The 13,371-nt window shown below is 68.2% G+C and carries 14 protein-coding genes and 1 pseudogene; 12 read left to right on the top strand and 3 right to left on the bottom strand.

From position 1 onward, the window contains the following. Positions 1–94: 94 nt before the first annotated feature. Positions 95–967 (top strand): ABC transporter permease, encoded by an 873-nt coding sequence (locus AABM36_RS10035; RefSeq protein WP_019309407.1) that lies wholly within the window; start codon positions 95–97, stop codon positions 965–967. 3 nt (positions 968–970) lie between these two features. After that, positions 971–1,732, top strand: a pseudogene (locus AABM36_RS10030) (ABC transporter ATP-binding protein); the annotation flags it as partial. A 248-nt stretch (positions 1,733–1,980) separates the two neighbouring features. Here AABM36_RS10030 and AABM36_RS10025 read toward each other — a convergent pair. Further along, on the bottom strand, positions 1,981–4,023 hold the full coding sequence (locus tag AABM36_RS10025; protein WP_019309405.1) for a DUF6541 family protein: 2,043 nt from the start codon (positions 4,021–4,023) through the stop codon (positions 1,981–1,983). Between the two features lie 176 nt (positions 4,024–4,199). Here AABM36_RS10025 and AABM36_RS10020 point away from each other — a divergent pair, with 176 nt between their 5' ends. From AABM36_RS10020 to AABM36_RS09980, 9 genes are all read left to right on the top strand, one after another. After that, on the top strand, positions 4,200–4,844 hold the full coding sequence (locus AABM36_RS10020) for a glycosyltransferase family 2 protein (RefSeq protein WP_035885049.1): 645 nt from the start codon (positions 4,200–4,202) through the stop codon (positions 4,842–4,844). Positions 4,845–4,856: 12 nt separating this feature from the next. Further along, positions 4,857–5,363, top strand: a complete 507-nt coding sequence (locus AABM36_RS10015) for a DUF2304 domain-containing protein (RefSeq protein WP_019309403.1) — start codon at positions 4,857–4,859, stop codon at positions 5,361–5,363. A 210-nt stretch (positions 5,364–5,573) separates the two neighbouring features. Beyond that, positions 5,574–7,004 carry a CpaF family protein gene (locus tag AABM36_RS10010; RefSeq protein ID WP_019309402.1) on the top strand — a complete coding sequence of 477 codons (1,431 nt, stop codon included), beginning with the start codon at positions 5,574–5,576 and terminating at the stop codon, positions 7,002–7,004. Further along, complete coding sequence (locus AABM36_RS10005) at positions 7,001–7,858, top strand: type II secretion system F family protein (RefSeq protein ID WP_019309401.1); 858 nt, start codon at positions 7,001–7,003, stop codon at positions 7,856–7,858. The genes AABM36_RS10010 and AABM36_RS10005 overlap by 4 nt, the downstream gene beginning before the upstream one ends. After that, positions 7,855–8,799, top strand: coding sequence for a type II secretion system F family protein (locus tag AABM36_RS10000; RefSeq protein ID WP_019309400.1), 945 nt, complete (start codon positions 7,855–7,857; stop codon positions 8,797–8,799). Before AABM36_RS10005 ends, AABM36_RS10000 begins: the two co-directional genes overlap by 4 nt. Positions 8,800–8,847: 48 nt before the next feature. Continuing rightward, on the top strand, positions 8,848–9,072 hold the full coding sequence (locus AABM36_RS09995) for a hypothetical protein (RefSeq protein WP_019309399.1): 225 nt from the start codon (positions 8,848–8,850) through the stop codon (positions 9,070–9,072). Further along, on the top strand, positions 9,044–9,454 hold the full coding sequence (locus AABM36_RS09990; RefSeq protein WP_192807214.1) for a TadE/TadG family type IV pilus assembly protein: 411 nt from the start codon (positions 9,044–9,046) through the stop codon (positions 9,452–9,454). Before AABM36_RS09995 ends, AABM36_RS09990 begins: the two co-directional genes overlap by 29 nt. Next, the gene (locus AABM36_RS09985) at positions 9,432–9,890 is read left to right on the top strand and encodes a hypothetical protein (RefSeq protein WP_237573756.1); all 459 of its coding nucleotides are present in this window, start codon (positions 9,432–9,434) and stop codon (positions 9,888–9,890) included. Before AABM36_RS09990 ends, AABM36_RS09985 begins: the two co-directional genes overlap by 23 nt. A 110-nt stretch (positions 9,891–10,000) precedes the next feature. Continuing rightward, positions 10,001–10,477, top strand: coding sequence for a pilus assembly protein TadG-related protein (locus AABM36_RS09980; RefSeq protein ID WP_029603136.1), 477 nt, complete (start codon positions 10,001–10,003; stop codon positions 10,475–10,477). A 236-nt stretch (positions 10,478–10,713) separates the two neighbouring features. Here AABM36_RS09980 and AABM36_RS09975 read toward each other — a convergent pair whose 3' ends face one another. Further along, entirely contained in the window at positions 10,714–10,881 is a 168-nt protein-coding gene (locus AABM36_RS09975) for a hypothetical protein (protein ID WP_019309395.1), read from the bottom strand. A gap of 47 nt (positions 10,882–10,928) precedes the next feature. Beyond that, complete coding sequence (locus AABM36_RS09970) at positions 10,929–12,101, bottom strand: glucose-1-phosphate adenylyltransferase family protein (RefSeq protein ID WP_019309394.1); 1,173 nt, start codon at positions 12,099–12,101, stop codon at positions 10,929–10,931. A gap of 82 nt (positions 12,102–12,183) precedes the next feature. Between AABM36_RS09970 and prfB the strand changes: the two genes are divergently transcribed. Next, complete coding sequence (gene prfB / locus AABM36_RS09965; protein WP_019309393.1) at positions 12,184–13,302, top strand: peptide chain release factor 2; 1,119 nt, start codon at positions 12,184–12,186, stop codon at positions 13,300–13,302. Positions 13,303–13,371: the final 69 nt, after the last annotated feature.

The following is a 13,371-nucleotide window of genomic DNA, read 5'->3' as shown; positions in this document are numbered from 1 at the left end:
ACCCGCTCGACGCCGCACGCTCAGTTGGGTGTGCGGCGTCGGCGCGTCCGAAGCGGCTACGCGGAGGACGAACTGTGCCAGGAAAGGACGGCAGATGGAAACTCAAACTCCCCCCACGCACTTGCGGCCGCCGGGGCAGGATCGTGGTCTGCGCGACGTGTTCGCGAACAGGTTCCTGCTCAAGCTCATCGTGGACAAGGAGATCCAGATCCGCTATCGCGGGACCGTGCTGGGTTTGCTGTGGTCCTACCTCAAACCGGGTGTGCAGTTCTTGGTGTTCTACATCGCCATGGGAGTGTTCCTGGACCTCAACCGGGGTATTGAGAATTTCGCGGTGTACCTGTTCTCCGGCATTGTGGTGATGAACCTCTTCGGGGAAGTCTTTGGCAACGCCTCGCGCTCCGTGGTGGCGAACGGTGGACTGCTCAAGAAGATCTATCTGCCTCGCCAACTGTTTCCAGTGTCCAATTTGCTGGTGGCGTTCGTGCACTTCGTGCCCCAGCTGGTCATCCTGTTGCTGGCGTGCCTGCTCACGGGCTGGAGCCCAGGGATAAAGCAGCTTCTGGCCGTGATCGTCGGCACGCTCATCATCTCGCTCTTCTCGCTGGCGCTTGGCATGCTTTTTGCCACGTTCAACGTTTTCTTCCGGGATGCAGAAAACATCGTGGACCTGGTCATCATGGTGTCCACCTGGGCATCGCCCGTGCTCTACATGTGGACCATGGTGCAGGACAAGCTGTGGAGCTGGGTGTACTACGTGTACATGCTGAACCCGTTGACCGTGGCGGTCGAGCTGTTCCACTACGGATTCTGGTTTTCCACGACAGAGACGCCTCAGTCCTGGCACGTGCCGCCCCACCTCCTCACGGGGTGGACCCCTGTGGCCATCGTGACCAGCCTCATCCTCTACTTCCTCGCGGACAAGCTGTTCCGCTCCCAAGAGGGCAACTTCGCGCAGGAGCTGTGAATCATGTCTAGTTCATCCACTCAGCACACACCCGCACACGCGGATGCAGAGCTCGCCATCAGTGTCAGCCACATGACCAAGGAATTCGTGCTGCGCCACACGCGCTCCATGAAGGAGGCCTTCGTGTGGCTGGTGAAAGGGCGCAAGGGGGACCTGACCGCGAAATTCACCGCGCTCAACGACGTCTCTTTCGACATTCACGACGGCGAGACCGTGGCCCTTCTGGGGTTCAACGGCTCCGGCAAGTCCACGACCCTCAAGATGATCTCCGGGGTGATGAACCCGGACTCGGGGGAGATTCTCACCCGGGAGAAAGTCGCCGGGCTCATCGAGGTGGGCGCAGGCTTCCACCCTGACCTCACGGGGCGCGACAACGTCTACCTCAACGGCGCCATCCTGGGCATGACCAAGGAGGAGATCGATGCCAAGTTCGACGACATCGTGGCGTTCTCGGAGATCGCTGAGTTCATCGACACCGAGGTGAAGTTCTACAGCTCGGGCATGTACCTGCGTCTGGCGTTCTCCGTGGCCATCCACACCGATCCAGAGGTGTTCCTCGTGGACGAGATCCTCTCGGTGGGCGACGAGCCGTTCCAGAAGAAGTGCATCGGCCGCATCAAGGACCTGGTGCGCCGGGGCAAGACACTCGTGGTGGTCAGCCATGACCTCAACCTGGTCATGGACATCTGTGAGCGCGGCATTGTCATGGACCACGGTTCCAAGGTCTTCGACGGCAGCGTGTACGGAGCCGTGGCGCACATGCGAAATCAACCAGAGGAAGACGTCCGTCGCGAACACGTCGAAGGACTGGAACGGGCGTTGGAGGAAAAGCGCCGGAAGCGGGAGTGGCAGGCGCGGGAGGCCGCCGAGCGGGGGGAAGACTTCGTGCCCCAGTACGATCCCGATCTGGACGGCCCCCTGGCGGGTTGAGCGGGCCCGGTCCGCGCCCGGGTGAGAGAACGACGGCGCCGCGAGAGTCCTGCTCTCGCGGCGCCGTCGTTCTGGCGCGGGGGTCACCCGCACCCGGTGATCTTGTAGAGCTTGGCCTCAGGGCCGGTTTGTGCCACGAGTTCGAAGCCGTTCTGCGGGGTGAGCTGGTCGTAACCGGTGGTGTCGAATTCTGCGAAGAGGTTCACCCGCCGAGTGCCGAAGTCCAAGACATACTGGACATTGTGCTCCCTCAGAGCAGGGCAGACCGCGGGGTCCGTGGTCAACTCGTCCAGGTGGTGGATGATCACCGACACGCCCGGGTCCGCCACCAGCCCGTTGTGGGGGATGAGCACCTCGGTGCCCGAGACCGCGTAGGCCTGGGACGTTCCGGTGAGCGGGTTGCCGTAGACCACCGCATCGGAGGGCACGTACTCGGGCAGTTCCTCGAGTAGGGCGAGTTCTTCCGGGGACACCAGGGCGTACGGGTAGTCGCCGGCTCCCGCGTACAGGTTTTTGCCGTAATTCACCACATCCGTCATGGCCTGGGCCTGCAGCAGCTGCCATCCGAGAAGGACGGCCAGCGCGCCGCCGATCACCGCGGTGCCGCGAGAACGCATCAGGGACAAGAGTCGCGTAGCCGCAGCGCGCACTCCTTGGGTCGCCCGCGGGCTGCGGGCAGCCCGGGCCGCCGTGCGCCGGGCCCGAGACACCACCCAGTGCACCAGGGCTACGGCCCCGGCGCTAGCCATGGGAACGGCCACCACGGGGATCAGGGCCAGGATGCGGTGCACGTCGTTGTACCAGATGCCGCCCCAGTCGTAGCGCAGTTCCGCATTCCTGGAAGAGGCCACGAGCACGTAGAGCCACACCAGGAATGCCCAGGCCCCCACAACCCACCGGGAGCGGTGGCGCAACAGGGTGCCCGCGCCCAGGAGCACCACGATGACGAGGGCCCAGGGAAGGTGCGGGGCATTGGGGTGCACGGTCGCCAGGGCCTCGCCAAGGGCCTGGGCCTCCGTGACATGGGGCTTCCACGAGGAAGCCGTCTGGCTGGCCCGAGCCGCGAACCAAATTTGCTGCAGGATGGGCAGCCAGGCCACCAGGCCCACTCCGGTGAGGACCTTGAACCACCACGGTCTGGTGTGGCGCACCATGCGCCACCACGCCGTGAGGAGCATGATCCACAGCAGGGCCAGACCCACCACCACCGAGGATGGGTGAGCAAGTCCCATGGCCCCGGTGACGGCCAGGATCGTGACCCAGAGGGCGGCCTTGGACCGGAGATATGGCTCCCGAGAGAGGCCCAGCGCGTCCGTGAGCAGGCCCAGCCATACAGGGAGGAAGGCGATGGACATGGCGTTGGGGAACAAGTTGCCGTAGAAGCTCAGCAGGTAGGGGAATGCAGGAAAACTCGAGGCCATCAAGCCCGCGGCCACGGACACCGTGGGTCGGGAACCGAGCAATCGGGTGGTGAAGTAGAGGCAGCCCAGAACCCAAACTACGCCGCTAATCATCATGGTCATGGCGTTCCCCGTGAGGACCACCGGAAGGCCAGTCACCTGTGTCACGAACGCTGCGGTGTCGTGCCACGCCGCCGGGTAGAAGGTCGGTTCTACCACTCCCAGTCCGCCCAGCGTGAGTGAGGAGGCCTGTCCGGTCTCCTGGATGTAGCGCACAGCGTTGTAGTGGAAGTTCGCGTCGTACGTCTGCGAGTAGGCGTCTGGAGTTTGCATGATGAGGTGCAGGCGCTGCACCACGATGCCGATGCCGAGTGCCGCCGCGCACCACAGCCCCACGAGGGATGTGGTGATGCGCTCCCGCCAGGGGGTGGCGCCCACCCACGGTCCGGCCATGAGGCGGCGTCGAGCGGGGAGCAGTGCCAGCCACAGCACGAGCGCCACCACGACGAACGCGAGGGCGACCGTGAGAGGGTTCCACGGCACCCCCGCGAGCCCGAAGATCACGGCTGAGGCGCTGAACCCCGCGACGGACAGCGGGATCACCGCCGCGCTGCGGGCGAGCCCGCGCAGACCGAGGGCCACGCTGAGCAGCGCGCCCGGAAGGACCATCAGGATCCCCACCAGCGCGTACGAGGGAAGTGCTTCTAGCCAGCTCACGGGATCCATGACTCCAGACAGCGGGGGGCGGGTACGTGGGAAGTTTAGTGGACGGGGTGCGAGCACCCGGACGGGGTCCGCGGTGGAACTCGCAGAATTCTGCAAGGGCTCCGGCCATCCGAGGGGGAGTGGTTGCCGCCGCACGCTGTGGAACAATGGTCCCCGTGAGTCGAGCGTGGATAGTGATGCCCGTGTACAACGAGGCCGAGGTGGTGGGTGAGGTCCTGGAGAATCTCCGGAGGACCTTCCCGCACGTGGTGTGCGTTGACGACGGCTCCACGGACGACTCCGCACAGATCTGCCGGGACGCCGGAGCCGTGGTGGTCCAGCACCCCATCAACCTGGGGCAGGGTGCCGCGCTGCAGACGGGCTTCGAGTACGCGCTGCAGGACCCGGAGATGGACTGCGTGGTCACGTTCGACTCGGACGGCCAGCACCGCGTGGTGGATGCGTACGACATGGTTCAGCGCATCCGCACCGGCGAGGCCGAGGTGGTCCTGGGCTCGCGCTTCCTGGACGACCGCACCCAGGTGTCCAAACTCAAGCGCCTGGTGCTGCGCACGGCCGCTTTCGTGTCAAAGTTCACGAGCGGCATGGACCTCTCCGACGCCCACAACGGGCTGCGTGCGATCGACCGCTCCACCGTCGCCAAGCTGCACCTGCAGCAGAACCGCATGGCGCACGCCTCGGAGATCGTCAACCGGTTCGCGGAGCTCAAGCCCCGGTGGGTGGAGCACCCCGTGGAGATCATCTACACCGACTACTCACGCGGCAAGGGCCAGTCCCTGCTCAACGGCGTGAACATCCTGGCCGAACTGTTCGTGAAGTAGCGAGACGCACCGATGACCATTCTGATTCAGATCGCCCTGATCCTGGCCGTGGCCTACGGCGCACTCACGCTCGTGCGCGGAGGTGCCAACGCCAAGCACCAGGCCATCCGCCGTCTGGCGGCGGTCGCCTTCTTCTTCTTCGCCGCCATATCGATCCTGGTCCCGGACCTGGTGTCTCAGGCAGCCCGGTTCCTCGGCATCGGCCGCGGCACGGACCTGGTGCTCTATGGGCTCGTGGTGCTCTTCATGATCACCCAGTACACCTCCGCCCAGCGCCGCCGGGTGGACGAGGTCAACATCACGCGCCTGGCGCGGCACATCGCCATCTCGGAGGCGGAGCGCCCCTGGGCGCCCGACGCCGCCCACGTGGACCGCGCCTCGGTGCTCACCTTCGCCGCGGCGTCCCCCACGTCCCGCCCGGCGGAGGAGCCGCACACAGGCCCGGCAGGCCCGGGTGCGGGCTCCGCCCAGCCGGACGCCGGTCACGACGCCGCCCGGGGTGGTTCCACGGCGGTCTGACCTCGCGCTCGTCACCGTGACGCGTGTCACGATTCATGTGGATGCATTCTGCGACCGAGCATGACGTGCCGAGGGCGTTCCATTCGTGCAGGTCAGCGCGGTTATCCACAGAACGCGTCGGCGACCGTGTCCGCCGCGCCTGATTTGCCCTAGCGTTCCCTCCAGAGATGACCAGCCAGTAACGGGTTCGGGGGAACCCCAGGGGGAGCCATGGCCACGGGTGTCACCGAGGACGCGATCGGACTGATCGAGGCGGACGTGCGCGAGCAGATCCGCCGCAGCGGACTGGACCCGCTGCACGAGGTGGAGCCCACCCGCCGGATCGTGGCCTCGGTGGTCTCCGACTACGACGTCCGCTCCGCCCGTGCCGGGCTGCCCCGGATCCAGGACCTGGACGCCACCCGCAAGACCGTGCTGGACCTCGTGGCGGGCTACGGGCCGCTGCAGCCGTACCTGGACGACCCCGAGGTCGAGGAGATCTGGATCAACGGCCCCACCGAGATCTACGTGGCCCGCGGCGGCGAGTCCGAGCTCACGAGTCTGGCATTGAGCGAGTCCCACGTCCGCACGCTCGTGGAGCGGATGCTGAAGTCCTCCGGGCGCCGCCTGGACCTGAGTTCCCCCTTCGTGGACGCCTCCCTGCCGGACGGCTCCCGGCTGCACGTGGTCATCCCGGACGTGACCCGCGCCCACTGGGCCGTGAACATCCGCAAGTTCGTGGCGCGTGCGCGCAGGCTGCAGGACCTGGTCGCGCTGGGCTCGCTCACCACGCAGGCGGCCGACTTCCTGCACGCCGCGGTGGACTCGGGACTCAACATCCTCGTCTCCGGTGCCACGCAGGCCGGGAAGACCACCATGCTCAATTGCCTGTGCGCGGCCATCGGCCCGCGGGAGCGGGTGGTCACGGTCGAGGAGGTCTTCGAGCTCAAGGTGGCGTTGCGCGACGTCGTGGCCATGCAGTGCCGCCAGGCGAACCTCGAGGGTACGGGCGAGATCCCGCTGCGCCGGCTCGTGAAGGAGGCGCTGCGCATGCGCCCGGACCGGCTCGTGGTGGGGGAGGTGCGGGAGGCCGAGAGCCTGGACATGCTCATCGCCCTGAACGCGGGCCTGCCGGGGATGTGCTCGCTACACGCCAACTCCGCACGGGACGCCGTCACCAAGATCTGCACCCTGCCCTTGCTCGCCGGGGACAACATCAGCAGCGCCTTCGTGCTCCCCACCGTGGCGTCGTGCTTCGACCTGGTGGTCCACTGTCAGCGAGACGCCACGGGCCACCGGCGTGTGGCGGAGATCCTGGCGGTGGGCAACAGGGTGGAGAACGGCGTCATCGAGACCTATCCGGTCTTCCGGCTCGAGGACGGGGTCCTGCGCGCGGTCGCCTCCGAGGTCCCGTCCTCGGAGAAGTTCGTGCGCGCGGGGTACGCGCCCGCCGCACTCATCCGCGACGACGCACCGCCGCCCTCCCCGGGGATGGTCGAGGACGGGCCGGAAGCGTCTGCCACTGCGGTGGAACCTTCTGCGCCCCGTGGAACGGGTCGCGTGGCCGACCGCGGGGCGCAGAGCCGCACCGGGTCCGGCAGAACGCGTGCGGGACATCGCGGGAGCACCCGCGGCGGGCAGTCGCGGAGGAAATCCTCGTGAGCGCCCTGGTGGGTGCCCTGCTGGGCGCGGGGGTGTTCCTCGTGTGGTGGTCGTGCTGGACACGGCCCACGGGGACGAGAACGAGGCACGCCGGAGCCGGAAAATTTCGCACGGTCCTGCTGCAGGCAGGGCTGCCGGGGGTGGCGCCGGCCACCTTCGCGGCTCTCAGCCTGGCGCTGGCCGGTGTCGCGGGGCTGCTCACCTTCGCCGTGACCTCCGCGGTGGTGTTCGGGCTGTGCGTCTTCGTCGTCGCACTCGGCGTCCCGCTCTGGCTCGTACGACGCCGCGCGCGACGCCGCACGGCCGTCCTGCGGGAGGTGTGGCCGGACGTCGTGGACCACCTGAGGTCTGCCATCCGCGCGGGCATGGGCCTGCCCGAGGCCCTCATGCAGCTGCAGTACCGCGGGCCCGAACCGTTGCGGCCCGCCTTCGCGCAGTTTGCGGCGGACTACCGGGCCAGCGGCCAGCTGCACGGCTCCCTGACCCTGCTCAAGCAGCGCCTGGCGGATCCCGTAGCGGACAACATCGTGGAGGCGCTGCGCGTCACGCGCGAGGTGGGTGGCACGGACCTGGGCAAGCTGCTCGGCACGCTGTCGGAGTTCCTGCGGGAGAACGAACGAACGCGCAGCGAGCTCGAGGCACGCCAGTCCTGGACCGTCAACGCCGCGCGGCTCTCGGTGGCGGCCCCGTGGCTCATCCTGGCTCTCATGGCCACGCAGCCCGCCGCCGTGCAGGCCTACAACACGGCCGCCGGTGCCGTGGTGCTGCTGGGAGGACTGGTCGTGTCCGTGGTGGCCTATCAGCTCATGCTGCGCCTCGGCGCGCTCCCCGAGGAACAGCGGGTGCTGCGATGAACATCCCCGTGACCTCAGGAATCCTGGGACTTGTCCTGGCGTGGGGCCTCTGGCTCGTGTGGGTGGCCGTGAAGGCCGCAGGAGCGCCGAGCTTCGCGGACCGGATCGCGCCGCAGCTCCGGGCCGTGGAGCTCGGCGGCGGGATCCACGCCACTGCGTGGGGCGCGCCCCGCAGGCAGGGAAGAGCGCTCACCGGCACCGCGGGCAGCCACGTGATGGCCTGGATCCTGGAACGCGCGGCCCCGCTGTTCTCCGACGCGGAGATCCTGGCGCGGCGACTGGTGCGGGACGGGTCGCGCAAGGACCTCATGGACTATCGCGCCGAGCAGGTGCTGTGCGGCGTCGTCGGAGCTGTGGCGGGAGTCGCCTCCGGACTCGCGCTGGCCGTACGGGCCGACGTCCACCCGGCCGTGGTGCCGATTGCCGCTGTCCTGGGAGGCGGGTCGGGGATCTGGGCGCGCAACCAGTGGCTGACGCGCAGCATCCACCGGCGGGAGAAGCTGATGCTCGCCGAGTTCCCAGCGGTGGCCGAGCTCATGGCACTCGCCGTGGGTGCGGGAGAGAGCGCGGTGGGAGCGCTCGAGCGCGTGTGCCGTGTGGCCGAGGGGGAACTGGCCGGGGAGTTCCGCGCAGTTCTCGCCCAGACCCGGGCGGGTGCCGGGCTGAGCACAGCGCTGCAGGACTTCTCCGCCCGCACCGATGTGGTGGCCCTCGGCCGGTTCGTGGACGGCATCGTCGTGGCCATCGAACGCGGGACGCCGCTGGCGGACGTGCTGCGTGCCCAGGCCCAGGACGTCCGTGACCACGACAAGCGCGTGCTCATGGAGGTCGCGGGCAAGAAGGAGATCGCCATGCTGGTTCCCGTGGTCTTCTTCATCCTGCCGCTGAGCGTCGTGTTCGCGGTGTTCCCCGGACTCGCCGTGCTCAACCTCGGCTTTTGACGTCCCATGCTTCCCACCCCACGAATCCACCCCGAGAAGGAGACGACCATGAAACACCTGATGCGCTGCCACACAGGACTGCTGTGGCTGCTGACCGTTGCCGTTCCCGCGCGACTGGCCCCCACCGAGGACGACCCCGACCGCGGGGACGTCCCCGGCTGGGTCATGCTCACCCTGATGTCCGCGGTCCTCGTGGCCGGGCTGCTGCTGATTGCCCGGCCGGCGCTGGAGGGACTGTTCCAAGATGCCATCAACCGCGTCTCGGGACTCTGAGGTCTCCTGCGATCCGGACGCGGGCAACGCGGTGGCCGAGTACGTCATGGTGCTGGCCCTGGCGGTCGTGCTCTTCGGCATGATCCTGCAGCTCGGCTTCACGCTGCACGTGCGCAACACGCTCATCGACGCTGCGGCCGCCGGCGCCCGGTACGCGAGCCTGGCCGACCGCACGGACGCGGACGGAGCCGAGCGCACCCGGGCGATCATCACGGACGCCGTGGGAGCGGGGTACGCACAGGACATCACGGTGTCCCGCACGGGGGTGGGAGAGCTGCCGGCCATCGAGGTGCACGTTGTTGCACCGCTGCCCGTGGTGGCCACGTTCGGCCCATCCGATGCTCTGGAGGTGAGCGGGCATGCGGTGGACATGGACGCCTGACGGGTCTCCCGACCACGGGCAGCCGGAGGACCCGGATCGGGGCAGCGCGGTGATCGAGTTCATCGGTCTGGGTCTGCTGCTGCTGATCCCGATCATCTACCTCGTCATCACGGTGTCCCGTGTCCAGGCGGGTTCCTTCGCGGTGGTGGCCGCCGCGGAACAGGCCGGACAGGCCATCAGCGTGGCGGAAGCCGAGGACCTCGACCGCGCCGGGGTCCACGACCTCGCGGCCGTGGCCGCCCAGGACCACGGTTTTGCGCCGCAGGACCTCGCGGTCACCGTCTCGTGCTCGGATGGCTCGTGTGCGTCCCCGGGCGCGGTGACCACCGTCCATGCCAGCCTGACCGTCCAGCTGCCCGGCATGCCGGGGTTCCTCACGGCCACGGTCGCCACCCTGACCTCCGACGTCACGGTGGTCTCCGGGAGGTACTCGTGACGCCACGGATTTCCGCGTGCGCCAGAGGTGCTCGCAGCGTGCGTCCCACTCGAGGAAAGACCTCGTTCCGTGCACCGGTCCACGCCGGCTGCGGCTCGGTGGGAAGGATCATGAGTCACGTGGCCGCACGACGGTCCGCGGCGGCAGACGGTGATGCTGATCCGGACGGCGGTCAGACCACCATCGTGCTGATCGGCTTCGCCCTGGTCACCCTGCTGCTCGTGGTCACTGTCCTGGCGATCACGAGCGTCTACGTGGGGCAGAGACAGCTGCAGTCGCTCGCGGACCGGGCCGCCGGCGCCGCCGCGGACACCTTCACCACGGTGGACCGCTCCGGTGATGGGCCTCCCACGGCGATCCTGACGGACGACGCGGTGGCGACCTCCGCCGCGAGCTACCTGGGCACGGTGGGAGCGTTCCAGGACGTCAGCGGATTGTCCGTCGGCACCCCCACTGGTTCACCCGACGGCACGACGGCGCAGGTCACCCTCACGGCGGTGGTTCACCCTCCCGTGGTCAACGTGATCGTCCCGGCCGGGGTGCCCATCAGCGCCACCGGGGACGCCCGCGCCGTGATGCGCCGGTGACCACCGGTGGACCGCCAGAGATCCGCGCGGCCGGGTTCATGGTGGCTCGGCACCGTCCCGGGCAGCGCAACGGGCGAACAATGCCTCCGACCAAACCCGCCGGCAGGGCGCGCCGTCCGAAACTTGACGGGACGGCTGACCACCGGTGCTCGACCGGGCCGGAACAGGCACGAAGAAAGCCGGGGGCGGATCAGTGCATCCACGACGCCGCCCCCGGCCTTCTCACGTGGCGCGGATCAGTGCCCGCGCACCAGCCGCAGGGTACGAAGTGCCCGGTTGGCCCACCGGAACGGGGGGAGGAGCAGCAGGAGGCGGAACGCCTTGCGGGCTCCGACGTGGCGCACGGCGCGCCACAGTTCGGCGCGCAGCACGGGGCCCAGGGTCTTGCGGGACGAGCGGGACATGGTGGATCGGTCCTTTCGGATGGGGGTGGGTTCCAGGTGGAGACTGGTCAGTACTGTTCCCAGTCTCGGGGTAGCACCGCGGAGGTGTCGAACGGTTCCCGTTCGCTCACCACGCCGTGGCGGTCGATCACGGTGACGTGCTGGGGCGATCCCCGCCGGGAGCCGCCCGTGATGTGGGCGTCCGAATCCGCGACCACGTTGAGCAGCTCCACCCCGGAGCCCACGTGCACGCCGTCGAGCAGCACGCAGTTGCGCACCACCGCGCCGGCCTCGACCGTCACGTTCTCGCCGATCACGGAGTGCTCCACGGTGCCGGCCACGCGCGAACCGGGGGCCACCAGGGAACGGGACACGGCGGCGTCGTCAGCGATGAACGCGGGCAGCAGGGGCGCCTGGCCGCTCCAGATGGGCCACGCGGGATCGTCCAGGGTGGCGCCGTCCCCGTCCAGCAGCTGCTGCTGCGCGGTCCAGTAGGACTGGATGGTGCCGAGGTCCATCCAGTACCCCAGGTGACGGTGCTCCACCACGGTGTGGTGCTCCAGGACGTGGGGGATGAGGTCCTCGCCGTAGTCCCCCAGTTCGCCCAGAGTGTCCTGCAGGTGGTTCAGCGCGTCCAGGAGCACCGCCGTGGAGAACAGGAACATCTCCCCGGCCACCAGGTTGCTGCGCGGGTGCTCGGGCTTGTACTCGAAGCCGGTGACCTCACCGGACTCGCTGGTTTCCACGACGCTGTACCGGGAGGCGTCCTCGGAGACCTCCGTGGTGACCATGGTGAGGTCCGCGCGCCTGGTGAGATGGGTGTCGATCACGCTGCGGAAGTCGATGGTGTAGAGATGGTCCGCGGAGAGCACGAGCACCAGGTCAGGGTTCGCCTCCCGGATCAGCTCCGCCTGGCGGAAGATGGAGTCCGAGTTCCCGGAGGCGAAGCCCTCGCCCTCCGCGCCCTGGTACGGGGGCAGGATGTGCAGCCCGCCGTGGGAGCGGTCCAGGTCCCAGGGCCGCCCGTTGGCCATGTAGAAGTTGAGGTCGTGGGGCAGGTACTGCTGCACCATCCACACGTCCGGGACGTGGGAGTGCGCCAGGTTGGACAGCGAGATGTCAATCAGCCGGTAGGTGCCGCCCACGGGCAGGGCCGGCTTGACCACGGTGTCGGTGAGGGCTCCCAGGCGCGAGCCCTTGCCCCCTGCCAGGACCAGTGCGAGGACGGTGGGGCGCTGCATCGTCAGTCTCCTTGGTGTTCGTGGGTTCCACCGAGTTTAGCGGCTCACGGGGCCGGGAGACCATGACGTAAAGTGGTCTGTCATGGCCACCATTGACTACGCTGCAGAAATCCGTGCCCTCCGCGCCACCTACGACTCGGTGGCCGCGGTCAGCGACGCCGAGACGCTGCTGAAGGAGATCACGGAGCTCGAGCAGCAGGCCGCCGCGCCGGACCTGTGGGACAACCCGGACGAGGCCCAGAAGGTCACGTCCCAGCTCTCCCACAAGCAGTCCAAGGTGGACCGGCTGCGCAAGATCGAGAGCCGGATCGACGACCTCGAGGTCATGGTGGAGCTCGCCGAGGACGAGGACGACCAGGAGACCCGGGACGCCTCCGCCACGGAGCTGACGTCCATCCAGAAAGCTCTGTCCGAGCTGGAGATCCAGACCCTGCTGGCCGGCGAGTACGACGAGCGCGAGGCCGTGGTCACCATCCGTTCCGGTGCCGGTGGCGTGGACGCCGCGGACTTCGCGGAGATCCTCATGCGCATGTACCTGCGCTGGGCCGAGCGCCACGGCTACCCCACCAAGGTGTTGGACACCTCCTACGCGGAGGAGGCCGGGCTGAAGTCCGCCACGTTCGAGGTCAAGGCTCCGTACGCGTTCGGCACGCTGTCCGTGGAGGCGGGCACCCACCGCCTGGTGCGGATCTCGCCGTTCGACAACCAGGGGCGGCGCCAGACCTCGTTCGCGGCAGTGGAGGTCATCCCGCTCATCGAGTCGGACGACACCGTGGAGATCCCGGAGTCCGAGCTCAAGGTGGACGTGTTCCGTTCCTCCGGTCCCGGTGGCCAGTCCGTGAACACCACGGACTCCGCGGTGCGCATGACCCACATCCCCACGGGCATCGTGGTGTCCATGCAGAACGAGAAGTCCCAGATCCAGAACCGCGCCGCCGCGCTGCGCGTCCTGCAGTCCCGGCTGCTCCTGCAGCGCCAGGAGGAGGCCGACGCCAAGAAGAAGGAGATGGCGGGGGACGTCAAGGCGTCCTGGGGCGACCAGATGCGCTCGTACGTGCTGAACCCGTACCAGATGGTCAAGGATCTGCGCACCAACTACGAGGAGGGCAATCCCAGCTCCGTGTTCGACGGCGGGATCGACTCCTTCATCGACGAAGGCATCCGCTGGCGCGCCGGGGCGCGCCGCGACGACGAGAACTGAGTCTGCACCGCACCGCCCGGCCCACCCACGGTGGCGCCGGGAGAGCGGGGCAGCAGTGAGGGAAGAACA

The organism is Kocuria sp. KSNUG, assembly GCF_049532735.1.
Lineage (GTDB): Bacteria > Actinomycetota > Actinomycetes > Actinomycetales > Micrococcaceae > Kocuria > Kocuria rhizophila.
The sequence above is the reverse complement of the archived record's forward strand: the minus strand, read 5'-3'. Positions and strand labels throughout refer to the sequence as shown.